Raw genomic sequence first — 22,055 nt, forward strand, 5'->3', positions numbered from 1 at the left:
CAATGACCCCGAAGTGACCCTTATGGGTCACCCTGAGGCTTTAGCCGAAGGGTCGCCTAATTTATATGTTACTCAGGTTACAAGAAATAGTGCAGACAAAATTTTTACAATCGAAAGAGATTCCTCACTTTGCTTTGCTCCGTTCGGAATGACAGATGAGGGAGGTTTACGCTTCTTGAAATGACATACGAGGGAGGAAGTAAGCATAGATGAAAAAACCGTGGGGTGGAAGATTTAAGGAAGGAACTGCTAAGACACTGGAGGAGTTCTCACAGTCAATCTCTTTTGACAGAAGGCTCTGGCAGGAAGATATTGAAGGAAGCCGTGCCCATGCAAAGATGCTCTGCAAACAGGGCATTATCACTGAAGAGGAGCTAAAGCAGATTTTAAAGGGACTTGCTGAAATTGAAAGAGAAATCAAAGAGGGAAAGTTTCAGTTCAAAGAAGAGCTTGAGGATATACACATGAACATTGAGAGAGCTTTGATTGAAAAAACAGGCTCTGCTGGTGCAAAGATTCATACAGCCCGGTCAAGAAACGACCAGGTTGCCACTGACTTAAGACTTTATTTGAGAAAAAGAGTGAATGAATTAATAGAGTTAACAGAAAAGCTTGAGAAAACCCTTGTTAATGTTGCCGAAAAAAACATTGATACAATCATGCCCGGATATACTCATCTACAGAAAGCCCAGCCAGTGCTTCTTGCTCATCATCTACTTGCTTATGCATGGATGCTTGAAAGAGACAGGGAGCGGCTGAAAGAGGCACTAAAAAGGCTCAATCTATGCCCTCTTGGTGCAGGTGCCCTTGCAGGAAGCAGCCTTCCAATTGACAGGCATTACACAGCAAAGGAGCTTGGTTTTGAAGAACCAATTCCAAACAGCATGGATGCGGTCTCAGACAGAGATTTTGTCCTTGATGTTTTATACTGTGGTGCTATGCTCATGATGCATCTAAGCAGGCTTGCTGAAGAGATAATCCTTTGGGCAACAGATGAATTCAGATTTATTGAGCTGCCTGATAAATTCTCCACTGGCTCAAGCATGATGCCTCAGAAAAAAAATCCAGACCCGGCAGAGTTAATTAGAGGGAAAACAGGCAGAGTTTACGGAAATCTGCTTAGCATGCTTACAACTATGAAAGGACTTCCCCTTACCTATAATAGAGACATGCAGGAGGACAAAGAGCCTGTCTTTGATACGATTGACACAGTAATCATGAGCCTTAGAGTAATTACAGAAATGCTTCCGGAGATAAAATTCAACAAAGAGAGAATGAAAGAGGCTTGCGGAAGTGGCTACATTACAGCTACAGACATTGCAGAGTATCTTGTAAAGAAGGGAGTTCCCTTTAGAAATGCCCATGAGATAACAGGCAAGATTGTGCTTTACTGTATTGAAAAGGGTAAAAATCTCAACGAATTAAGCATAAAGGAATTAAGGAAGTTCTCGTCAAAAATTGAAAAAGACCTCTATGCCATACTTACTCCTGAAGGTTCAATTGATTCAAAAAGCTCCTACGGAAGCACTTCAAAAAAGAGTGTAAAGGAACAGATAAGAATGTTGAGGAAGAGGTTGAAGGAATGAAGAAAGGCAAGTTTTACTGGTGTTCGCTCATGAGATATCTTTGGACAGTTCTAAACTCGTTTCGCTACAGTTGCAAAACTCAACCCTTCGGGTTTCAGACAGTTGCAACTGTTTTACGCTACACTTCGTTAAGAACTGTTACCCAAAGATATCTAAAATCGCTCACACCAGTATTTACTTGTTTAACAATTTTTATTTTACTATTCCTTCTCACAGCCTGTGGCAGAAAGCTTGACCCAAATCTTGATGACTATCTTCAGCCCGAGCCCGTTGCGAGTTTAACGCTTTCAGCTACTTATGACAAAATATTAATTTCCTGGAGTTATCCTGAAAAAGAAAAAACTAAAATAGAAAGCTTCCTCATAGAGAGAGAAAGCAAAGGAGAGAAAAAAACTCTTGGTTACTACAATAAAGAAACTACCTCCCTTGAGGACAAAGATTTTACCTTCGGAGAAACTTACAGATATCGTATCTTTGCTATAAGACCAAAAGGTATATACAGCAAACCAACAGAAGCTACGATTACTCCTCAAAAATTACCTGAGGTGGAAAATATTACTTATAAAATTAATCCTGAAGGCGTAATGCTTTCATGGGATGCACAAAATTCATTGACCTATAACATATACCGAGTAAATCAAAAAGGCGAAAGAGTAAAGATTGGCTCAACAGATAAAAAATTCTTTTTAGACGAACTTCTTTACGGAAGCATAAGCAGTTACAAAGAAAACTCTCAATCGGAAATTCCCTATGTTATTACTACTTCTAAATCCTATGAATCAGCATATCTGGAGAGCAAAGGCATTGAAACAAAAGTTTCAATTGAATCTTTTATTCCGACAAAGCCTAAGGAAGTTTTCTGGTCAGTTAATGAGCAAGGAGTTTATATTTCATGGAAAGAAACCAAAGAAAGATGGATAAAAGGTTACAGAATATATAGAAAAACAGCAGATGAAAAGAGTTATGAGCTTGTAGGTGAAACAATGATTCCTCTATTCTTTGACGCCAAGTATAATATCACTAACATAAAATCGCCGGTTTATTATAAAATCACTTCGGAAGCTCCTTTAAAAGAGAGTGAAGCAGTAGAAATAAAAGTGGAGGTGCATGATGGATAAAATTCTTCTGGGACACGGAAGTGGCGGCAAGCTCATGTATGAGCTTATTAAAAAATATATTGCACCTATTTTTGAACTCCCTTCTCTTATGGATTCTGCGATAGTTTCTCTTAATCATTCAGGGAAAATAGCAATAACAACTGATTCTTATACTGTTTCTCCTATCTTTTTCCCAGGTGGTGATATTGGAGACCTTGCAATTAATGGAACTGTGAACGACCTGGCAGTGGTCGGTGCAGTTCCCCTTTATCTTACTGTTGGCTTTATTCTTGAAGAAGGTTTTCCTCTGTCTGATTTTGAAAAAATACTCAGTAGCATCTCCTCCTCAGCTAAAAAAGCAGGAGTAAAAATTGTTGCAGGAGACACTAAAGTTGTAGACAAAGGAAAGGGAGATGGAATTTTTATAAATACCTCTGGAATAGGAGTAATTCCCGAAGGAGTAGAGCTTTCCCCTCTGAAAATTGAAATGGGCGACAAAATCCTCATAAGTGGCTCTATAGGGAATCATGGTATTGCTGTAATGAGCGAGAGAAACGGCTTTACCTTTGAACCACCTGTTCTAAGTGATACAAGGGCATTAAATGGCTTAATTGAACAGATAATGAAGGAATTTACACCGTTCATAAAAGTAATGAGAGACCCTACTCGTGGAGGATTAGCCACAACACTTAAAGAGCTTGCATTAGAATCATTGAAAGATATTTTAATTTATGAAAGTGCTATCCCTCTTCATGACACAGTAAAAGGTGCTTGTGAACTTCTTGGACTTGACCCACTTTATGTGGCGAATGAGGGAATTTTCGTTGCAATTGTTAAAGCAGATGTAGCAGAGAAAATCTTACAATTAATGAAATCGCACCCTTTTGGAGAAGAATCTGCTATAATTGGGGAAGTAACTGGCAGGGGAGGAAAAGTTTTACTTAAAACATTCATTGGGGGTACCAGAATAGTTGATATGCTTCCTGGAGAACAGTTGCCAAGAATATGTTAAAGGAGTTAGATATGAGAAAGTTTAAAAATCGCTTGATTTCACCAAGAGTGATTAATCAAAAATATCTAAATTGCTCAATCAAGTTTGTCTTTTTTCTGATGATTGTTTTTTTCTGCACTCAGCTTTTAATTTTCAAACTTAATGCAGAAGAAAACAAATTCTTCGTTGATAAAGTAATCGCTGTTGTAAACAGAGATGTAATAACCTGGAGCGAACTATACAAATATATGGAATTTACTGCAAAGGATGAGATTAAAGCATTAAATCCAGATGAAAAATTCAAATACTTTAAAGCTCATGAAGAGGAATTTCTTGAGAGACTAATTGATACAAAACTTCAAATTGAAGAAGCTGAAAAATATGGAATTTTTGTTACCGATTCTGAAATAGAAGGAGCAATAAATGATATAAAGAAAAAATATGCTCTTACAGAACAAGCTTTTCAGGAAACCCTTAAAAAAGAAGGCATGAGTATTAATGACTATAAAAAAATGCTTAAAGAACAGATAATAATTGGTAGAGCATTAAACACATTAGTAAAAAGCAAAATTATTATTACTGATGCTGAGATAAATAACTATATTGCAGCTCATCCAGAGCTTTCATGTGATGATGAGGGTTACTATGTGAGCCAGATATTTTTGAAAAAAAGAGAAAATCAAGAAGAACTAAAAGCAAAAATAAATGAAGTTTTCAAAAGACTCATTCAAGGTGAGCCTTTCAGTAAAGTAGCATCTCAGATGAGTGAGGACGTAACAGCAAAAACAGGAGGAGCAATTGGACTTCTTAAAAGGAAAGAAATTGCCTCTGAACTATCAAATTTATTCTCAAAAATGAATATAGGACAAGTAAGTGAACCTATGATGACTGAACATGGTATTTTTATTTTCAGACTTGATGGAGTTTGTTTTAAAAAAGGCTCTGACCAGCTTGTAAACTACGTAAGAAGCCTTTTAGAAGAAGAAAAGTTCAAAAAAGACTACAAGCTCTGGACAAGAGGTTTACGTCAGAGAGCTTATATTGAGATTATGGATTAAAAAATGCTTGAAAGATTACAGAAAATACTATCTGATTATGGAATTGCATCAAGGAGACACGCTGAAGAATTAATAAAAGAAGGACGGGTAACCGTAAACGGACAGATTGCAGTAATAGGACAAAAAGCAGACCCTGAAAAAGACTATATAAAAGTTGATGGAAAACTTCTCATTAAACCAGAACCTAAGGTGTACTATGCTTTTTATAAGCCCCGAAAGGTAATCACAGCACTTTTAGACCCTCAAGGAAGACCTACTATAAAAGATTTTATAAAGGGAATAAAATTCCGCATTTACCCTGTAGGCAGGCTTGATTTTGATTCTGAAGGGTTGCTTCTTCTTACTAATGATGGAGAATTAGCTTACAAAGTTATGCACCCAAGTTCCCAGATAGAAAAAACTTACATGGTAAAGGTTGATGGAATCGTTGAACCTGAAACAATTGAAAAACTTAGGAAAGGGATAAAAATTGAAGGCAAACTTGCTGTACCTGTAAGTGTTCATCTCGTAAAAAAACTTAAAGCTAATTCTTGGATAAAGATTACTCTTCATGAAGGTAGAAAAAGACAGATTCGTAAAATGCTTGAACGCGTCGGGCATCCTGTTATCAGGCTTATTAGAATAGCTATTGATGACGTCAAATTGGGAGACCTGAAACCAGGTCAACTTAGACCATTGACAAAGGAAGAAATAGAAAAATTAAGAAGAAATAAATAATAATCTTCGTTAGATAATTTTATTTTTTCAATTCAAAAATAAAATCCATTTCTACTACAGCATCAAGTGGGAGGCTATATACTCCTACAGCTACTCTACAATGTTTCCCATTTTCACCGAATATTTTCATCAGAAGTTCTGATGCTGGATTAAGAACCTTAGGGTGTTCCGTAAAACTTTCTGAAGAAGCAATATATCCGGTTACTTTTACACATTGTCTTATTTTATCAAGATTACCTATATAATCTTTTACAATTGCCAGTGCATTTAAAACAACCTGTAATGCCTCTTCAGAAGCCTCTTTAATAGATACATTCTTATCAACCTTGCCTTTCCTTAAAAGCTTTCCTTCTCTAAAAGGAAGAATTCCGCTTAAAAATAAAAGATTTCCTACTTTTAAAGCGGTTGTATAAGCACCAACAGGTTTTAGAGGCTCTGGAAGTGTTATCCCTAACTCTTTCAACTTTTCCTCTATCATAATGGTATAATTTTAACATGTCATATAAAATTAAAGTAAAGCCAGAAGATTTCATTGTAAAAGAGATAAGTTCAATTCCCTTAAAGGAAAAGGGACCTTTTGGAGTTTTTATTCTAAAGAAAAAAAAGTGGAATACGATTGACTTGTTAAAAAAGATTGCCCAAAAATTGAGAATTCCCTTTGATAGCATCTCATACGGTGGGAAAAAAGACAGACACGGTATTACTGAGCAGTTCATAACAATAAAAAATCCTCCTTTCAAATTTAATATAAAAAAAGATAAATTTGAACTCAAACATATTGGTTTTTCAGATGAACCAATGAAGCCACAATTCATTGAGAACAATGTTTTCAAAGTAACTGTAAGAGCTATTTCTCCAAATGCCATTGATTCTATCATATATCATATTGAAAAAGTTAAAAATTACGGATTCATAAACTATTTTGATGATCAGAGATTTGGAAGCTTTGATCCAAACCAAGGATTTATTGCTGAAAAAATAATAAAAGGGCATTATAATGGAGCACTTAAAATTTACTTTACCCATATATATCCTGAAGATAAAAAAAAGGCAAAAGAAAGAAAAAGAAAAATTTCTGAAAACTGGGGTGACTGGAACAGTTGTTTAAATTTTGCTAAAACTAAATTTGAAAAATTTGCATTCAGCCATCTTTTAGAGCATCAAAAGGATTACATATCACTGCTTCAAAAAATTCCAAAAGAAGAAATGTCCATGTTTTTTTCAGCCTATCAGAGTTTTATATGGAATGAAACTGTTAAAAGACTCCTTAAAACTTTATTCCCCGTTGAAAATTTGCTTATTCATAAAGGAGTTGCAGGAGAGTATATCTTCTTTGATGAAATTGATGAAAAAAATTTTGAGTATCTTAAGAGTTTAGAGATTCCTACACCTTCTTCAAACGCAAAAATGCCCCAGGACATTATTGAAAAAATATATAATGAGATTTTTTTTGAAAGACAAATAAAACCTTCTCAGTTTAATTTGAAAAAAATAAGACAGTCATTTTTTAAATCTGTTCCAAGACAAGTCCTTGTCATCCCTAATATTCTGCATAAAATTGAAGATGATGAAGTTTATGAAGGTAAAATAAAGCTTACTCTTGGTTTTATTCTTCCAAGAGGTTCCTATGCAACAATGCTTATTAAAAGAATCTTTGCAAAAAAATAGGAGGAACAATGCCTTACTTTGTTGTGCACGAACATCATGCAAAAAAGCTTCATTTTGACCTCAGACTAGAAAAGGATGGAGTGCTCAAATCTTGGGCAATTCCCAAAGGTCCTTCAATGAATCCTCAAGATAAGCGTCTTGCAATTCAGGTTGAAGATCATGCTTTAGAGTATGGTAACTTTGAAGGTATTATTCCTGAAGGACAGTATGGTGCAGGTAAAGTTTATATCTGGGATAAAGGGCAATATAGCACAGTGAAAGGCTCTCCTGAAGAAGGACAGTGGGAAATTTTTATGGAAGGAGAAATATTAAAAGGAAACTTTGTTTTAGTGAAACTTAAGGGGAAATCTGATGAATGGCTTTTTATCAAGAAAAAAGATAAATTTGCAGACTATAACTTTAAGCTAAAACTTAAATTTCCCTGAGCAGAATTTTTAACTCTTCCACTGTTACCTCATATTTCTTCTTGCAGAAATAGCATTCAACATCAACTGTTTTTCCTTCTTCAATCATTTTCTGAATTTCTTCTCTTCCAAGTGTAACAATTGCATTGATAACTCTATCTTTTGTGCATGGGCAGAAGTATGTAACAGTGCCTCTGTGCAAAACCTCAATTGGTAATCCTACTACTTCTTCAAGTATTTGTAGAGAATCCATTCCTTGAAGTATCATTGATGAAGTTGATTGAGTTTCAGAAAGTTTTCTTTCAAGGAACTCAACTATTTCAGTTCTTGTTTCAGGCATGGTCTGAATCATAAAACCACCTGCTGCTTTAACTGAGTTATCTGGTTCAACATAAACTCCAAGTGAGACTGCTGAAGGAATCTGTTCAGAAACATTTAAATAGTAAGCAAGGTCTCGGGCAATCTCACCTGTTTGAAGTTCCACGCTACTTTGATAGTATTCTCTTAATCCCAAATCTCTTATCACATTTAAAAAACCTTTGCCCACTCCTCTTCCCACATCAATTTTCTCATTCTTCAATCCCATATAGATATGTGGTCTTTTTACATATGCACGAACTCTATAAAAAGAATCTGCTTCAGCTACAACTTCATTTAAAGGTCCATCACCCTTTATCTGAACCATTATCTTCTGCCTATCCTTTAATGTTGATGCGAGAAGAACGCTTCCAGCAATAACTCTTCCCATTGCTGCTGTAGCAGTAGGCCATGTATCGTGAATCTTTCTTGCATACTCAACTGTTTCTGTGCAAATTGTTGCTACAACAAGAACATGCTCATTCTTTATTAATCCTTTTACAACCTCATCCATCTAATAAAGCCTCCACAATCTGTTTTTTCTCTAACCCCATAGTTTTTACAGCATTGCCCATATAAATGAATATCTCTATAAATCCGTCACTATTTATAAGTGCTGCAGGTTTATTTGGAGACTGAGAATAAAAGTTCACAATTGGAAGGATTGTTTCTCCAACTCTTATTTCTTTAATTTTTCTCTCTTCTGGTTTTATATTGGTTATTGCATTACCAAATCTATCAATATAAACTATTTTCCCAACTATTTTATCATTCAAATTTACAGGATTTAAATACTCCAGTAAAAAAATCTCTTTTAATGGTTTGCCAAATTCACTTATTGAAACTCCTGTTGAAAGCCATGCTGCAGCAGGTGCGAAAACATCTCTTCCCTGAAAAGTAGGACTTTCCTTTTGTAGAAAATATTTAGGATTTTCAATTGATATGCATACAAAGGGTTCTTTTATAACATAGCTAAGAAGTCCATTGTCAGGAGCGATAAAGTAATGTCCCTGAGATTTAACTATCAAAGCTTTTCTCTGAGAACCAACCCCAGGGTCAACAATGCTGAGATGAATAGTTCCCTTAGGAAAGTATTTAAAGCTTTGCCATAAAACAAAAGCAGCATCCTCCACTGTCTGAGGTTTAATACCATGTGTGATATCAATGATTTTTACATTTGGATTTATTTTTAAAATTACTCCTTTCATCTGCCCAACAAAAGGGTCATCATAACCAAAATCAGTTAAAAGTGTAATTATCCTATTCTTTGAAGCTGCCAATGATCTCATTTATGTCTTTTATGTTTTCTTCAATTAAAAACTGCTTAATGCCTTCAATTATCTCAACTGTTGCAATAGGGTTTATAAAATTAGCTGTTCCTACTTGAATAGCCTTTGCTCCAGCAATTAAAAACTGCAAAGCATCTTCTGCACTAACAATTCCTCCAACTCCAATTACAGGAATTTTAACAGCTTGGGCAACTTCCCACACTGCTCTTAAAGCTACTGGTCTTATCGCAGGTCCTGAAAGACCTCCGGTAAGAGTTCCTATCATACTTTTACGAGTTTTTATATCAATCACCATTGCTGGAATTGTATTAATCAAAGAGACAGCATCTGCGCCTTCTTCCTCACAAATTCTTGCCATTAAAGCAATCTCGGTAACCTGAGGAGCAAGTTTAACTATCAATGGCTTTTTAATATGAAGTCTAACCCTTTTTATAGCTTCCCGTAAAAGTTCTGGCTCTAATCCCATTTTTCTCCATTCACTTGTCTTATTCGGGCATGAAACATTCATCTCAAGAGCATGAACTCCCTCAGTTTCATCAAGAAGTTTTGCTACTTCTATATATTCATCAAGATTTTCACCAAAAAAGTTTACTATTATGTTAGTGTTAAACTTTTTCAAAAATGGAAGCTTTTCTTTTTTAAATGCCTCTAATCCTATATTTTGCAATCCAATTGAGTTAATCATTCCACAGGGAGTTTCATAAATTCTCGGAGGAGGATTCCCTTGTTTTGGTTTTAATGAAAGCCCCTTTACAACAATGCCACCTAAAATATTAAGATCAACAAACTGAGAATACTCAAGTCCGTAGCCAAATGTGCCAGATGCAGTAAGCACAGGATTTTTAAAACTAAGATTACCTATTTTAACCTCCAAGACAGGCATCATAATACAAGCTCCTTAAGCTCAAAAACAGGACCTTCAGTGCAAACTCTTTTGAAATCTTCCCTTGTTTTTATTACACATCCAAGACATGCTCCAACTCCACAAGCCATTCTCTCCTCTGTTGCTACATAACAGGGTCTGTTTTCATTAACAATTTTTTTAAGCTCTTTTAACATCATCATAGGTCCACAGGCATAAATAGGGAAAGGAAGTTGTATGCTTTTTTCTCTAAAAAGCTCTGTAATAACTCCTTTATAGGCATAGGAAGTTTCTTTCTCAGTTGAGATATAAAGTTGTTTTGAAAGCCTTTTTAGTTCTTCATAAAAAAGTATTTCTTTTTCATTTCTTACACCATAAAAAAGATAGGCTCTTTGAGGAAATTTTTTAATCAGATAATAAACTGATGCAAGTCCAATTCCTCCTGCAATTACTATAAAATCTCCCTCTGGGAAAGGATACCATCTTCCAAATGGACCTGTAAGAGTTATAGAATCACCTTTTTTAAGTTTAGTAAGGATATTTGTTCCCTTGCCTTTTAGTCTGTATAAAAACTTAATCTCTCCCTTTTCATGCTCAAAAATGCTAAAGGGTCTTCCCAAAAGAGGATCAAGCCTCTGATTAACTCTTAGAATACAGAACTGTCCTGGCTTGGTTTCAACATCATCAGAAATCTCAAGGGAAATTAAATAAATCTCTTCTGTTAGTGCTTCATTGCTTATTACTTTTGATTTAAATAGCTTATTCAAAGCTTATAGAGATAATTTCGTAATTAAATGTTTTAGCAGGAGCTTTTATAGTAACCTGCTCACCAACTTCCTTACCAATTAAAGCTTTACCCACAGGAGAAGTAATGGATATTTTTCCATTTTTTACGTCTGCTTCATCAGGACCAACAAGATGAAACTCTTTCTCTTCCTCTGTATCAATATCAATAACTCTAACTTTTGCACCAAAGGCAACTTTATTTTGATTGATTTTTGATGGATCAATTACATAGGCACGGGCGAGTTTAGCCTGAAGTTCCTGAATTCTTCCTTCAATAAAAGACTGCTTTTCTCTTGCTGCGTGATACTCAGCATTTTCTGATAAATCTCCGTGAGCACGTGCTTCTGCGATTGCTTTTATTATTGCTGGACGTTCAATTTTTATCAATCTGTCCAGCTCTTCCTTCAGCTTTTCATAACCTTCAGGGGTCATGGGAATCCTGTCAGTCAACTTATCCTCCTTTGAATGAAAATTATATTATTTAATTTAGCAGAATTTTGAAATTTCAGTAAAGCTATGTGATTACGACAAATGCTACAGCATAATTTTTTTCGTGGGAAATAGATATGAAAATTTTTTTATTAAAGCCTGGTATTTTAACTTCTGGTGAACCGTCAGAGTTGTTTCTGACTTCAATATTTTTTAAGGTTAATCCTTTCTGTTTTTTTAATGCTTTAATCACTGCTTCTTTGACTGCAAAGCGAGCTGCGAGATGAGGAAAAGGATTTGCATGGCTGAAACTATAAGAAATTTCTCCTTCGGTAAAAACTTTGTTTAAAAATTTTTCTCCACATTTTTCATAAATTTTTTTTATTCTTTCAACTGCTACAATATCAACACCAACTCCTTCAATCATGGAACTGCCCAGCTTTTAGGAATAAATATTTTCTCAAATGTGTAAAGAGCATATCTATCTGTCATTCCTGCAATGAAATCACATATTTTTCTATGAAGTTCTTTTTCTTCAAGTTCCTGAGCATCTATTATATGAGGATTGTCAAGATAATAGTTATAAAGACTCTCAAGCATTCTCTTAGCTTTTTTAAACTCTTCTATAATGCGTTCATTATAGTAAACTTTCTCAAAAAGAAAATCTCTAAAACTGTGAACCATTTCTTCCATCTCAGGAGACATGGAGATTTTTTCATAATCTTCTTTTATGGTTGTAAAAATAACATCTCTAACCATTTTATCTATTCTTTTTGAGTGCCTATCGCCAAAAAATTTTAAAAACTGTTGTGGAATATCATTTTTTTTGATAATTCCTGCTCTTATTGCATCATCTATATCATGGTTAATATATGCGATAACATCTCCTACTCTCACAATTTGCCCCTCTAATGTGAAAGGCTCATCACTTAAAATTTTTCCACGACCCTTTGAGTGTTTAAGTATTCCATCCCTTACTTCAAATGTAAGATTAAGACCCTTACCATTTTTCTCAAGAATATCAACAACTCTAAGGCTTTGCTCATAATGTTCAAACCCTCCAGGATGAAGCTCTCTTAGTATTGCTTCACCAGCATGTCCGAAAGGAGTGTGTCCGAGATCATGTCCAAGTGCTATAGCTTCTGTAAGATCCTCATTAAGCCTTAATGCTCTTGCGATTGTTCTTGATATCTGAGATACTTCAAAAACATGAGTAAGACGAGTCCTGTAGTGATCACCTTGAGGAGAGAAAAAAACCTGTGTTTTATGTTTGAGCCTGCGAAAAGCTTTACTATGAATAATTCTGTCTCTGTCACGCTGAAAAGGAGTTCTTATATCATCTTCTGGTTCAGGCTTTAATCTTCCTTTTGTTTGTGAACTCAGACAGGACTTGGGATGTAAAAAACTTTTTTCTATTTCCTGATATCGTTCTCTGATGTTCATAAAACTTGTTTTATAGCTTTAACAAGCAAAGGAATCTCTTTTTCCTGTAATGTCCTTACATCAAAAATAACAAAATCTTCCTTTATTCTTGCAATTACAGGAGGTTCTGTTTTTCTTAATTTTTTTATAAATTCTTCAGTCTGAGTTGTTTTAATTGCTACAACATATGTTTTAATGCCATTTTCAGGAAGAGATCCGCCTCCAGGCATTGACACATCTTCTTTCAGAGTAGCATCAATTCCTTCTTTTTTAAACATCCTCAATATCTTTAATGCTCTATTCTTAATCTTCTCAGGAGATTCAACAATCATTCTTAATGTAGGAATTTTTTCAATAGCTTCTTTTTCATCAAGATAAAGCATCAAAGTTGCTTCCAGTGCTGCAAGAGTCATTTTATCAACTCTCAAAGCACGCATGAGAGGATTTTTTGATATCTGTTCAATTAAATCGTCCCGTCCAATTATAAATCCAGCCTGTGCTCCTCCAAGAAGTTTATCTCCACTAAATGTAACAATATCTGCTCCTTCTCTAACAACTTCCTGAACCGATGGTTCAGTAAAAAATCCATATCTTTTTAAATCAATAAAACATCCGCTTCCAAGATCAACCATGACTGGAATACCTTTTTGTTTACCAAGATTTGAAAGTTCACTAATTGAAACCTCTTCTGTAAAACCTACAATTTTAAAATTTGACCTGTGCACTTTAAGTAAAAAAGCTGTATTTTCATTTATTGCATTTTCATAATCACTTAATCGCGTTTTGTTTGTTGTGCCAACTTCCTTTAAAATAGCTCCTGATTGAGTCATTACATCAGGAATTCTGAAAGAACCACCTATTTCAACAAGTTCTCCACGAGAGACAATTACTTCTTTGCCACGAGCAAGAGTATTAAGGCATAGGAAAACTGCACCTGCATTATTATTTACAACCACTGCTCCAGAAACATCAGCAATCTTTTTTATAGCATCAACAATGTGAACATATCTCTTGCCTCTTTGCCCTTTTTCTAAGTCATACTCAAGATTTGAATAGCTTGTAGCAATTTCAATCACATGTTTTATTGCTTCATCCGGGAGTATTGCTCTCCCAAGATTTGTGTGAATCACAACTCCTGTAGCATTTATCACAGGTCTGAGTGAATATCTCTGGTTTAAAGATTTTTCTATTTCTTCAACTATTTTATCTTCATCAATCTGAGAAACATAACCTTTAAGTATTTTATCTCTTAATCTGTTAAGAACTTTTCTTGTGCATTCACGAACTAATGAATAAGAATAGTTACTTAGAAGAGTTTCTATTTTTTCATTTTTTAAAATCCTATCAACAGCAGGAATATTTCTTAAGAGTTTGGTCTTATCCAGATTCATTAATCCTTTAATTTTTCCTCAATCTTTGTAATTCTTAAGTTTATATCATTTATCAATGATTTCAAATTCTCAATCTCATCTTTTGTTACCAGATTCATTCCCTGTAATGTTTTTTGAACCATTTCTTTGAAGTTGTCCTTGAAGCTCTCCTTTGCCTCTTCTGATTTTGATATAAACTCATTAATTATCTTTGCTGCCTCTGATTCGCTCATCTTACCCCGTTTCACAAGATCCTCAAGAAATTCTCTGAGCATTTCCTGCATTCCCAAGCATGCAAAAAGCATATTTTTAAATAAATCCTGTAATGCCATGCTACCTCCTTCATGATTGTTTTTCAATCAAACTGTAGAATATCTCCGATACCTTCTCAAGAGACTCTCCATCAGGACATCCACCCTGAGCAGTTTCCTGCCTTCCACCACCTTTGCCACCAACAGCCTGGACTATATTTCTCATAAGTTTTCCAGCATCGTATTTATTTGTTATGTCTTTGGTTACAGAAAGAAGCAATATGCCCTGTCCATCTGCCTTTGATATAAGTAAAATTATAGCAGGATGAAGTTTTTCTTTAAGTTTATCAGAAAGTGTTCTAAGACTTTTTAGATCAACACCATCAAGTTTTACTGCAAGAGCTTTTACCCCATCTATCTCCTTTGCCTGCTTTACAATCTCTTCAATATTCTGACTTACCAGTTTGTTTTTAAGAACTTCTATTTCTTGTTGTTTTTCTTTAAGTTCTGCTACAAGTCTTTCAACAGCTTTAACAGGTTCAGCTGATTTAAGAATTGAGGAAATGGCTTTAAGTTGTTCTCTGTTAGTATTTGAATATTTGAATGCCTCAATCCCTGTAACAGCTTCAATTCTCCTGATTCCTGATGCAACAGAGCCTTCCGAAACTATATAAAAACTTCCTATTTCACCTGTACTGTCACAATGAGTTCCTCCGCAGAGTTCCTTACTGAAACCAACAATTTTTACTACTCTAACTGTGTCTTCATATTTGTCTTCAAAAAGTGCTGTAACTCCCTCATTTAAAGCTTCATCAAGTGATTTAATCTCTATTTTAACTGGAAGATTTTCCAGTATTTTTTCATTTACAATTCTTTCAATCTCTCTTAACTCCTCATCATTCACAGCTTCAAAATGGGTAAAATCAAAACGTAATCTATCAGGTGCAACCAAAGAACCTGCTTGTTTTACATGTTCTCCAAGCACGGTTCTTAATGCAGCATGAAGTAAATGAGTTGCAGTGTGGTTTCTTTTTATAGCCTTTCTTCTTTCAAGATCAATTTTTGCAAAAACTTTATCACCTTCTTTAATAGTTCCTTCAATAACCCTGACTTTATGACAATGTAAGCCTGAAATTTTCTTTGTATCATAAACTTCAGCTTTGCCAGAATTTGAAATAATCATACCTGTATCGCCTACCTGCCCTCCTGACTCAGCATAAAAAGGTGTTTTAAAAAGAAAAATCTCACCTTCTTCATCTTTATTAAGTTCGTTTACTCTTTCACTATTTTTCACAATAGCATATATGTCTGTCTCTGTTTCGTAATCCATATATCCTATAAATCTTAAATTCTCCGCCTGAAGTCTTAGCTGTTTATAAACTTCACCTATTCCTACTTCTTCAGACTTTTGTGCTGCCCTTGCACGTTCACGCTGTTTATTAAGCTCTTGCTGAAATCCTATCTCATCAATTTGTAACTCAGAATCTTGAGCCATTTCTTTTATCAAGTCAAAAGGCAAACCAAATGTATCATAGAGTTTAAAAATTTCATGTCCAGGAATTAATTTTGAATCAGTCTTCTTAAGATTGTTAATAATATCATCAAAAATCTGCTGAGCCTTTTCAAGGCTTCTCAGAAATCTTTCTTCCTCTATTTTTATTATCTTCTCAATTCTTTCTCTTTCTGAAACAATCTCAGGATAAACTTCTCCAAGCTTGTAAACAACAGGTTCTACAAATCTGTAAAAGGCTGTTTTATCATATCCAAGAAGTTTAATATGTCTACCAGCTCTTCTTATTATTCTTCTTAAAACATATCCCCTGCCTTCATTTGAAGGGATTAGTCCTTCAGCTACTAAAAATGTGGCAGCTCTTATGTGATCTGCTATGACTTTTATAGAAATATCTGTTTTTCTATCTTTACCATACTTAACATTAAGAGTTGAACATATTTCAGAAATAATCGGCTCAAAAAGGTCTGTATCAAAATTTGTCCTTTTGCTCTGTTTAACTGCTGTAATCCTCTCCAGCCCCATTCCTGTATCAATGCTCGGCTTTGGAAGAGGAGTTAGTTTTCCTTCCTCATCTCTGTTATACTGCATAAAAACAAGATTCCACAGTTCAAGAAATCTATCGCAATCGCATCCAACTGAACAGTCAGGCTGTCCACATCCAAAGTCTTCTCCCTGATCAATTATTATCTCGGAGCATGGACCACATGGACCTGTATCTCCCATCTGCCAGAAATTATCCTTTTCACCTAATCGGACAATTCTCTCTGAAGGAATGCCTATGTCTTTTTCCCATATCTCTGCAGCTTCATCGTCATCTTTGTAAATAGAAACCCAGAGCTTTTCCTTTGGAAGTTTAAAATATTCAGTAAGAAGCTCCCATGCGAAAAGGATTGCATCTCTTTTAAAGTAATCGCCAAAAGAGAAATTGCCAAGCATTTCAAAGAAAGTATGATGTCTTGCAGTAAATCCAACATTTTCAAGATCACTATGCTTTCCACCTGCGCGAATGCATTTCTGGCAGGTAGTAGCCCTGCTATAAGGTCTTTGTTCTTCGCCAAGAAAAACCCTTTTAAACTGCACCATTCCTGCATTTGTGAAAAGAAGACTCGGGTCATCCTTAGGAATAAGCGGAGAACTTTTAACTAATTCATGTCCCTTTGATACAAAGTAATCCAGAAAAAGCTTTCTTATTTCAGAACTTTGCATTAATTATTCCTCATTTACAATTCTTTGTTCATTACTGATTATGTATGTCAGTTTTCCATCAACAAAAATAAGTCTTGATTTTAAAAGCCCAAGAGAGGAAGAATACACCCACTCTTCTCTTTGTTTTCCTTTCTCAGGAGTAAGAATTCTTGTAGTGGAAGGAGGACCCCATGCATATCTTACCTGCTCTTTTGTCATCCCAAGTGCTATTTCACCTTTAGCAATTCTTTCCTGAACATCAGGTGGATAGTTTTTAATTTCATCATAGGTATATCTGACACCTTGCGATGCGCATCCAAAAATAAAAACAGCAATCAATAAAGCAATTAAAATTCTCATTTTCTATCCTCCCTTAAAATGTCATTCTGAGGGGACTTAATATCCCCGAAAAAATTATCATTTAATTTTAAGCATTTATTTACTGTATCCCATGAAAATCCTCTGCGAAGAAGAAATCCTGCAATTTTTGCTTTTTTCTTATCTGGTTGAATGTCCCTTAAAAAATGCTTTTTCCTCTGAATGAGCTTCTGAGCTATTGAGAATTCATCAATTTCAGGAATATGCTGAATTAAATTCTTATCTATGCCCTTTCTCATCAAATAATTTTTTAGTCCCATTGTCCCTAAAAACCTGTCTTCAGCAATTTTTTCTGCTCTCTCAATAAACTTTGAATCATCTATAAAACCTTTCTGTTTTAAATATTGAATAGTTTCAACTATATCCTTTTCAGAAAAACCTTTTTTTTGAAGTCTGTCTTGTAATTCTGCCTCTGTTCTATCTCTCTTAGTAATTAATCTCAATGCAATAGTTAATGCCTTATTCTGTTTTGTTTTCACCTTCCGAAACCTTTGGTTGTTTTAATCCATATACATCAAGAACTTTGGAATATATTTCATTAAAAATTTCAGGATGAGTTTTTAAGTATTCCTTAGCATTTTCTCTACCTTGTGCAAGTCTTGAACCATTGTAATTATACCATGCACCTGACTTTTCAATGATTCCCTTTTCTACTGCAAGGTCAAGAATCTCGCCTGTCTTTGATATTCCCTCATTGAAGTAGATGTCAAATTCAGCTTGTTTGAATGGTGGAGCCACCTTATTTTTAACAATTTTCACTCTTACTCTACCGCCTGTTGTCTCTTGCCCTTCTTTAAGTGTATCTATCTTTCTTATGTCAAGCCTCATAGATGCATAAAACTTTAAAGCAGTTCCACCCGGTGTTGTCTCTGGATTTCCGAACATTACTCCTATTTTTTGCCTTATCTGGTTAATAAAGATAACAGCGGTCTGAGACTTTGATATAGCAGCTGTAAGTTTTCTCAATGCCTGACTCATAAGCCTTGCCTGAAGCCCTGGAAGACTATCTCCCATTTCTCCTTCTATCTCTGCTTTAGGAACCAATGCTGCAACAGAATCAATGACAATAATATCTACAGCTCCGCTACGGACGAGTGTTTCAGTTACCTCCAAAGCCTGTTCACCTGTGTCTGGCTGGCTGATCAATAAATTTTCAACATCAACACCTAATTTTGAAGCATAATTAACATCAAGAGCATGCTCTGCATCTATGAAAGCAGCAACTCCGCCATATCTCTGAGCCTCTGCAATTGCGTGAAGTGCAAGGGTGGTTTTACCCGAAGACTCTGGACCAAAAATCTCTATAACTCTTCCTCTTGGATATCCTCCAATACCAGTTGCTATATCAAGAGAAATAGAACCTGTAGGAATTACTCCTATTCCTTCTGCATGAGCTTTAGTGCCAAGACGCATTATAGCGCCTTTTCCAAAATTTTTTTCAATCTGGGATATGGCAATTTCCAATGCCTTTAACTTATCCTTATTCATAAATCACCTCTTAGGCTTTTTTTTATTATACCATTTATCTATTTGACCAAAGGAAACCTTTGTAAAACATCATAAATTGAACCTTTTGGAGTAAGAGTGCTTTTCATTAAAACAAACTCTTCCACTTGAAATTTTAATTGAGAAGATTCTCCAGAAAATCTTTTTAAAATTTTTTCAAACAAATATTTTCCATTATGGAAATTCTTTACCCTCGCAACAGTTATGTGAGATTTAAAATTTTTATCTTCTCTCTTAAATCCCAATGATTCCATCTCTTCATCAATTCTCTTTGCCATTTCTTTAAGACTATCCGTGTTTTCTGTGCCTATCCATATAACTCTTGGTTTAAATTTATCTGGAAAAACTCCTGGATGTGTTATCTTCAGCGTAAAAGGAGAAAACCCATTTGAAATTTTCCTTAGAGTATTAGTTATATCAGGGATAAGACCTTCGTTGACTTCTCCAAGAAATTTCAATGTGATGTGGAAATTTCCTTTTTGAACAATACTTACTCCGTCAAGTGATGTTTTTAAATATATGAGTTGATACAGAAATTCCTTTATCTCATCAGGTATTTCTATGGCTATAAAAAGTCGCATAAAATTATCATAACATTAAAAAAATCCTTATTAAAACATTAGTAATTAATCCAGCAATTATATCATCCATCATTATACTTAATCCTCCTTTTAATTTCTTTTCAATCTGCCTTATGGGTGGTGGCTTTATTATGTCAAAAATACGAAACAAAATAAAGGCAATTAAAAGATTTTGCCAGTTTATCGGGATAAAAAGAATTGAAGTTAAATATCCTGCAAATTCATCTATAACAATATAAGAGGGATCTTTTTTATTTGAAGCCTTTTCAATCCTTTCAGAAGCTATTATACCGGTAATAATAGAAACAATTAAAATAGTTAGAACAACCATATAAGAAGGCTTAAATAAATCCAAAAAAATCATAGTAACAGCAGAACAGACTGTGCCTGGTGCAAATGGGAAATAACCTATAAATAAAACTGTTGCAATTATTTTATAAAACATCTGATAATTTTACCATAATTGTCTATATGTTAAAGACTCTCTCCATTGACTTCAATTGTGCTATAATTTTTCCATGAAAGAAATTTTTGGAATAAAAAATCTTGATGAAGCAATAATAAAAATTGTCTGAGAAACTAATTTATACAATTGGCACAAGTAACCGTTCAATTGATGAGTTTATAGAAATTTTAAAGAGTTTTCATATAAAAGCAGTTGTGGATGTAAGAAGTTTCCCAAAATCAAACAAATTCCCTCATTTCAATTCGGATACTCTTGCAGAAGCTTTAGAAAAAGAAGGGTTTCATTATATTTATCTTGGGAAAGAACTTGGTGGATTCAGAAAGGGTGGATATGACAATTACATGAAAACGGAGAATTTTAAAAAAGGAATTGCAAAGCTTGAGGAAATTGCAAAAGAAGAGCTATCTGCTTTTTTCTGCGCTGAAAAGCTCTTTTTTCGTTGTCACAGAAGATTTATTTCAGAAAAGCTTACTGAAAGAGGATGGAGAGTTTTGCACATAGTTGAAAAGAAAAGAATCTATGAGCATAAAAAAGCAGATTTAGAACAAAAGGCGTTGATTTTTTCAAAAAAAAGATGAGAATTGAAGAAATTTTACAAAGGATAGAGAAGAAAAATCTTAAAAAAATTGTTCAGGCAATATCAATTCCAAGACATGGTTGCTATAACTACGAATCTCTTTCATTAGTAGCTAAATTTATTGAAGAACATTTTAAAGAATACGGATATTTTGTTGATTTCAATCAGTTTTACTACAGTGGAAGGGAATATAAAAATATAGTTGCCACTTTAAAAGGAATTAACTCCAGTAAAGAATGGATTCTGATTGGTGCTCACTATGACTCTGCCATGGGTTCTCCCGGTGCTGATGACAATGCAAGTGGTATTGCTGTAATGCTTGAAGTGGCAAGAATTATAAGAGAAACCCCTATTGCTGAAAGAATAAAATTTGTTGCCTTTACCCTTGAAGAACCCCAGACTTTTGACCTTAAATTTATAATCGGAAGTAGCTATTTTGTAAAAAAGATGAAAAGGCTCGGATATAAGTACAGAGCAATTATACTTGAGTCTGTTGGTTATTTTTCAGAGAAAAAGGATTCACAGAAACTTCCTGCCTTTATAAAAGGACCTGATGTGGGAGATTTTCTTGGAGTTGTAGGAAATAAAAAATCCAAGCCGCTTCTGGAGCTTTTTGAGAAAGTAAAGGAATATGTTCCTTCTATAAATCTCATTACTTACAAAGCGCCAATGAATGGATGGCTTGCTCTTGAAACAAGATTTAGTGACCATGCCCCTTTTTGGGATGCGGGATTTCAGGCAGTTATGCTTACTGATACAGCTATGTTCAGAAATCCCTATTACCATACATCTCAGGATACACCTGATAAGCTAAATTTTTCCTTTATGGAAGATGTCACTAAAGCACTCTTGGCTGCTGTTTTGATAAGTCCAGCATGACAGAAGTTTTTAACAGAGAAATTGCAAAGAAGTTTTTAACAGAGTTATCTCCTTCAGAGCAGTATTATTTCTTAAATAAAGTAAATGAAGCTGTTTATAAAGATGGTTATACTCCTGACGAAGACCTTTTTTATTATTGTTATTTTTTAACCCTCAAGGAGAGGCTGAGAACTATTACATCATACAGAACAGAAGGATATTTAAGATACATATATGCTGAAGGGCTTAAGGATGTAGAGGATTCAATAAAACTTTATAAAGAAAGGATAGATTCAAAGAGAGGTCTATCAGGAAGAGATATTCCTAAGAGAGTTAAGTAAAGCAGTTTTTGAACAAACATTGAGATAAATACAAGGAATGCAATAAAGACTATACCAGCGATTGAAGATTTCAGGAAGTTTTTCTTTTATTTTATCCCATGAAACGGTATCCATTATTTTGAGATTCAGTAAACCCAGAGCGATTTTATCCATCTCTGCTATTTCTTTTTCGTCTTTACATGTCCTTTTTACCAAAAAAGGACATTTTTTGCATACGTCATCAGCTCCTTCTACAACAAAAATACCTTCATTTTTTGCTCTTCCAATGACTGCATGAAGGTTTTCAACAAACTCTTCGCTGTATCCCTCACCTGTAAAGAAATGCAAACATATAAGATGATGCCCACGTAGGTAAATCAATTT

At 34.6% G+C, this 22,055-nt stretch carries 27 protein-coding genes; 10 read left to right on the plus strand and 17 right to left on the minus strand.

From position 1 onward, the window contains the following. The first annotated feature begins 209 nt into the window (after positions 1-209). The 5 genes from argH to FLY87_RS07900 are packed head-to-tail and all read left to right on the plus strand — an operon-like array spanning position 210 to position 5,449. Complete coding sequence (gene argH / locus FLY87_RS07880) at positions 210-1,586, plus strand: argininosuccinate lyase (protein WP_012546455.1); 1,377 nt, start codon at positions 210-212, stop codon at positions 1,584-1,586. Then, complete coding sequence (locus FLY87_RS07885; RefSeq protein ID WP_141266775.1) at positions 1,583-2,704, plus strand: fibronectin type III domain-containing protein; 1,122 nt, start codon at positions 1,583-1,585, stop codon at positions 2,702-2,704. Before argH ends, FLY87_RS07885 begins: the two co-directional genes overlap by 4 nt. Next, positions 2,697-3,695: a hydrogenase expression/formation protein HypE gene (gene hypE / locus FLY87_RS07890; RefSeq protein WP_141266777.1), complete on the plus strand. Its 999-nt coding sequence runs from the start codon at positions 2,697-2,699 to the stop codon at positions 3,693-3,695. The genes FLY87_RS07885 and hypE overlap by 8 nt, the downstream gene beginning before the upstream one ends. Positions 3,696-3,706: 11 nt before the next feature. Beyond that, positions 3,707-4,732 (plus strand): SurA N-terminal domain-containing protein, encoded by a 1,026-nt coding sequence (locus FLY87_RS07895; RefSeq protein WP_141266779.1) that lies wholly within the window; start codon positions 3,707-3,709, stop codon positions 4,730-4,732. Positions 4,733-4,735: 3 nt separating this feature from the next. Beyond that, positions 4,736-5,449 (plus strand): pseudouridine synthase, encoded by a 714-nt coding sequence (locus FLY87_RS07900; protein ID WP_141266781.1) that lies wholly within the window; start codon positions 4,736-4,738, stop codon positions 5,447-5,449. A 19-nt stretch (positions 5,450-5,468) separates the two neighbouring features. On the opposite strand, the gene FLY87_RS07905 is transcribed toward FLY87_RS07900, so the two are convergent. Beyond that, positions 5,469-5,912 (minus strand): RidA family protein, encoded by a 444-nt coding sequence (locus FLY87_RS07905; RefSeq protein WP_219995004.1) that lies wholly within the window; start codon positions 5,910-5,912, stop codon positions 5,469-5,471. Between the two features lie 32 nt (positions 5,913-5,944). Here FLY87_RS07905 and truD point away from each other — a divergent pair, with 32 nt between their 5' ends. Together truD and FLY87_RS07915 are read left to right on the plus strand one after the other, a co-directional pair. After that, entirely contained in the window at positions 5,945-7,117 is a 1,173-nt protein-coding gene (gene truD / locus FLY87_RS07910; RefSeq protein ID WP_012545670.1) for a tRNA pseudouridine(13) synthase TruD, read from the plus strand. 8 nt (positions 7,118-7,125) lie between these two features. Then, a complete protein-coding gene (locus FLY87_RS07915; RefSeq protein ID WP_012545568.1) occupies positions 7,126-7,542 on the plus strand; it encodes a DNA polymerase ligase N-terminal domain-containing protein in 417 nt (138 codons plus the stop codon). Here the strand turns inward: FLY87_RS07915 and hslO are convergent. From hslO to FLY87_RS07990, 15 genes are all read right to left on the minus strand, one after another. Continuing rightward, entirely contained in the window at positions 7,529-8,392 is an 864-nt protein-coding gene (gene hslO, locus FLY87_RS07920) for an Hsp33 family molecular chaperone HslO (RefSeq protein ID WP_012546884.1), read from the minus strand. The two genes, FLY87_RS07915 and hslO, sit on opposite strands and share 14 nt — an antisense overlap. Continuing rightward, the gene (locus FLY87_RS07925; protein ID WP_028842665.1) at positions 8,385-9,167 is read right to left on the minus strand and encodes an S-adenosyl-l-methionine hydroxide adenosyltransferase family protein; all 783 of its coding nucleotides are present in this window, start codon (positions 9,165-9,167) and stop codon (positions 8,385-8,387) included. Before FLY87_RS07925 ends, hslO begins: the two co-directional genes overlap by 8 nt. Then, the gene (locus tag FLY87_RS07930) at positions 9,139-10,050 is read right to left on the minus strand and encodes a dihydroorotate dehydrogenase (RefSeq protein ID WP_012545671.1); all 912 of its coding nucleotides are present in this window, start codon (positions 10,048-10,050) and stop codon (positions 9,139-9,141) included. Before FLY87_RS07930 ends, FLY87_RS07925 begins: the two co-directional genes overlap by 29 nt. After that, entirely contained in the window at positions 10,050-10,796 is a 747-nt protein-coding gene (locus FLY87_RS07935) for a dihydroorotate dehydrogenase electron transfer subunit (RefSeq protein WP_012546654.1), read from the minus strand. Before FLY87_RS07935 ends, FLY87_RS07930 begins: the two co-directional genes overlap by 1 nt. Next, positions 10,789-11,265 carry a transcription elongation factor GreA gene (gene greA / locus FLY87_RS07940; RefSeq protein WP_012545525.1) on the minus strand — a complete coding sequence of 159 codons (477 nt, stop codon included), beginning with the start codon at positions 11,263-11,265 and terminating at the stop codon, positions 10,789-10,791. Before greA ends, FLY87_RS07935 begins: the two co-directional genes overlap by 8 nt. Before the next feature lie 64 nt (positions 11,266-11,329). Further along, positions 11,330-11,671, minus strand: coding sequence for a holo-ACP synthase (acpS, locus tag FLY87_RS07945; protein ID WP_012545321.1), 342 nt, complete (start codon positions 11,669-11,671; stop codon positions 11,330-11,332). Next, positions 11,668-12,687, minus strand: coding sequence for a deoxyguanosinetriphosphate triphosphohydrolase (locus FLY87_RS07950; RefSeq protein WP_012546176.1), 1,020 nt, complete (start codon positions 12,685-12,687; stop codon positions 11,668-11,670). The genes acpS and FLY87_RS07950 overlap by 4 nt, the downstream gene beginning before the upstream one ends. Continuing rightward, positions 12,684-14,051, minus strand: a complete 1,368-nt coding sequence (selA, locus tag FLY87_RS07955) for an L-seryl-tRNA(Sec) selenium transferase (RefSeq protein ID WP_181406019.1) — start codon at positions 14,049-14,051, stop codon at positions 12,684-12,686. The genes FLY87_RS07950 and selA overlap by 4 nt, the downstream gene beginning before the upstream one ends. Positions 14,052-14,056: 5 nt before the next feature. Then, a complete protein-coding gene (locus tag FLY87_RS07960) occupies positions 14,057-14,368 on the minus strand; it encodes a phasin family protein (RefSeq protein ID WP_012546703.1) in 312 nt (103 codons plus the stop codon). 10 nt (positions 14,369-14,378) lie between these two features. After that, positions 14,379-17,006, minus strand: a complete 2,628-nt coding sequence (gene alaS / locus FLY87_RS07965; protein ID WP_141266785.1) for an alanine--tRNA ligase — start codon at positions 17,004-17,006, stop codon at positions 14,379-14,381. A gap of 3 nt (positions 17,007-17,009) precedes the next feature. Next, on the minus strand, positions 17,010-17,345 hold the full coding sequence (locus FLY87_RS07970) for a lipoprotein (RefSeq protein WP_012546204.1): 336 nt from the start codon (positions 17,343-17,345) through the stop codon (positions 17,010-17,012). Then, the gene (locus FLY87_RS07975; RefSeq protein WP_141266787.1) at positions 17,342-17,842 is read right to left on the minus strand and encodes a regulatory protein RecX; all 501 of its coding nucleotides are present in this window, start codon (positions 17,840-17,842) and stop codon (positions 17,342-17,344) included. Before FLY87_RS07975 ends, FLY87_RS07970 begins: the two co-directional genes overlap by 4 nt. After that, on the minus strand, positions 17,823-18,851 hold the full coding sequence (gene recA, locus FLY87_RS07980; protein WP_141266789.1) for a recombinase RecA: 1,029 nt from the start codon (positions 18,849-18,851) through the stop codon (positions 17,823-17,825). Before recA ends, FLY87_RS07975 begins: the two co-directional genes overlap by 20 nt. Positions 18,852-18,889: 38 nt before the next feature. Then, positions 18,890-19,450 (minus strand): RNA 2',3'-cyclic phosphodiesterase, encoded by a 561-nt coding sequence (thpR, locus tag FLY87_RS07985; protein WP_141266791.1) that lies wholly within the window; start codon positions 19,448-19,450, stop codon positions 18,890-18,892. 7 nt (positions 19,451-19,457) lie between these two features. Next, positions 19,458-19,895, minus strand: a complete 438-nt coding sequence (locus FLY87_RS07990; protein ID WP_141266793.1) for a phosphatidylglycerophosphatase A — start codon at positions 19,893-19,895, stop codon at positions 19,458-19,460. 122 nt (positions 19,896-20,017) lie between these two features. Here FLY87_RS07990 and FLY87_RS07995 point away from each other — a divergent pair, with 122 nt between their 5' ends. From FLY87_RS07995 to FLY87_RS08005, 3 genes are read left to right on the plus strand one after another with little or no spacing between them, the layout of a single operon-like run. Then, complete coding sequence (locus FLY87_RS07995; RefSeq protein WP_141266795.1) at positions 20,018-20,494, plus strand: DUF488 family protein; 477 nt, start codon at positions 20,018-20,020, stop codon at positions 20,492-20,494. Beyond that, on the plus strand, positions 20,491-21,372 hold the full coding sequence (locus FLY87_RS08000; protein ID WP_141266797.1) for a M28 family peptidase: 882 nt from the start codon (positions 20,491-20,493) through the stop codon (positions 21,370-21,372). The genes FLY87_RS07995 and FLY87_RS08000 overlap by 4 nt, the downstream gene beginning before the upstream one ends. Beyond that, positions 21,369-21,692 carry a hypothetical protein gene (locus FLY87_RS08005; protein WP_141266799.1) on the plus strand — a complete coding sequence of 108 codons (324 nt, stop codon included), beginning with the start codon at positions 21,369-21,371 and terminating at the stop codon, positions 21,690-21,692. The genes FLY87_RS08000 and FLY87_RS08005 overlap by 4 nt, the downstream gene beginning before the upstream one ends. Here FLY87_RS08005 and FLY87_RS08010 read toward each other — a convergent pair. After that, positions 21,660-22,052 carry a DUF1284 domain-containing protein gene (locus tag FLY87_RS08010; RefSeq protein ID WP_012545102.1) on the minus strand — a complete coding sequence of 131 codons (393 nt, stop codon included), beginning with the start codon at positions 22,050-22,052 and terminating at the stop codon, positions 21,660-21,662. The genes FLY87_RS08005 and FLY87_RS08010 overlap by 33 nt on opposite strands. Positions 22,053-22,055 lie beyond the last annotated feature (3 nt).

Origin of the sequence: Thermodesulfovibrio sp. Kuro-1 (genome assembly GCF_006538445.1) — a bacterium.
GTDB lineage: Bacteria > Nitrospirota > Thermodesulfovibrionia > Thermodesulfovibrionales > Thermodesulfovibrionaceae > Thermodesulfovibrio > Thermodesulfovibrio yellowstonii.

Coding starts and splice junctions, on each gene's coding strand:
- argH (WP_012546455.1), top strand. CDS start 210: ATGAAAAAACCGTGGGGTGGAAGATTTAAGGAAGGAACTGCTAAGACA.
- FLY87_RS07885 (WP_141266775.1), top strand. CDS start 1,583: ATGAAGAAAGGCAAGTTTTACTGGTGTTCGCTCATGAGATATCTTTGG.
- hypE (WP_141266777.1), top strand. CDS start 2,697: ATGGATAAAATTCTTCTGGGACACGGAAGTGGCGGCAAGCTCATGTAT.
- FLY87_RS07895 (WP_141266779.1), top strand. CDS start 3,707: ATGAGAAAGTTTAAAAATCGCTTGATTTCACCAAGAGTGATTAATCAA.
- FLY87_RS07900 (WP_141266781.1), top strand. CDS start 4,736: ATGCTTGAAAGATTACAGAAAATACTATCTGATTATGGAATTGCATCA.
- truD (WP_012545670.1), top strand. CDS start 5,945: ATGTCATATAAAATTAAAGTAAAGCCAGAAGATTTCATTGTAAAAGAG.
- FLY87_RS07915 (WP_012545568.1), top strand. CDS start 7,126: ATGCCTTACTTTGTTGTGCACGAACATCATGCAAAAAAGCTTCATTTT.
- hslO (WP_012546884.1), bottom strand. CDS start 8,392: ATGGATGAGGTTGTAAAAGGATTAATAAAGAATGAGCATGTTCTTGTT.
- FLY87_RS07925 (WP_028842665.1), bottom strand. CDS start 9,167: ATGAGATCATTGGCAGCTTCAAAGAATAGGATAATTACACTTTTAACT.
- FLY87_RS07930 (WP_012545671.1), bottom strand. CDS start 10,050: ATGCCTGTCTTGGAGGTTAAAATAGGTAATCTTAGTTTTAAAAATCCT.
- acpS (WP_012545321.1), bottom strand. CDS start 11,671: ATGATTGAAGGAGTTGGTGTTGATATTGTAGCAGTTGAAAGAATAAAA.
- FLY87_RS07950 (WP_012546176.1), bottom strand. CDS start 12,687: ATGAACATCAGAGAACGATATCAGGAAATAGAAAAAAGTTTTTTACAT.
- FLY87_RS07960 (WP_012546703.1), bottom strand. CDS start 14,368: ATGGCATTACAGGATTTATTTAAAAATATGCTTTTTGCATGCTTGGGA.
- alaS (WP_141266785.1), bottom strand. CDS start 17,006: ATGCAAAGTTCTGAAATAAGAAAGCTTTTTCTGGATTACTTTGTATCA.
- FLY87_RS07970 (WP_012546204.1), bottom strand. CDS start 17,345: ATGAGAATTTTAATTGCTTTATTGATTGCTGTTTTTATTTTTGGATGC.
- recA (WP_141266789.1), bottom strand. CDS start 18,851: ATGAATAAGGATAAGTTAAAGGCATTGGAAATTGCCATATCCCAGATT.
- thpR (WP_141266791.1), bottom strand. CDS start 19,450: ATGCGACTTTTTATAGCCATAGAAATACCTGATGAGATAAAGGAATTT.
- FLY87_RS07990 (WP_141266793.1), bottom strand. CDS start 19,895: ATGTTTTATAAAATAATTGCAACAGTTTTATTTATAGGTTATTTCCCA.
- FLY87_RS08000 (WP_141266797.1), top strand. CDS start 20,491: ATGAGAATTGAAGAAATTTTACAAAGGATAGAGAAGAAAAATCTTAAA.
- FLY87_RS08005 (WP_141266799.1), top strand. CDS start 21,369: ATGACAGAAGTTTTTAACAGAGAAATTGCAAAGAAGTTTTTAACAGAG.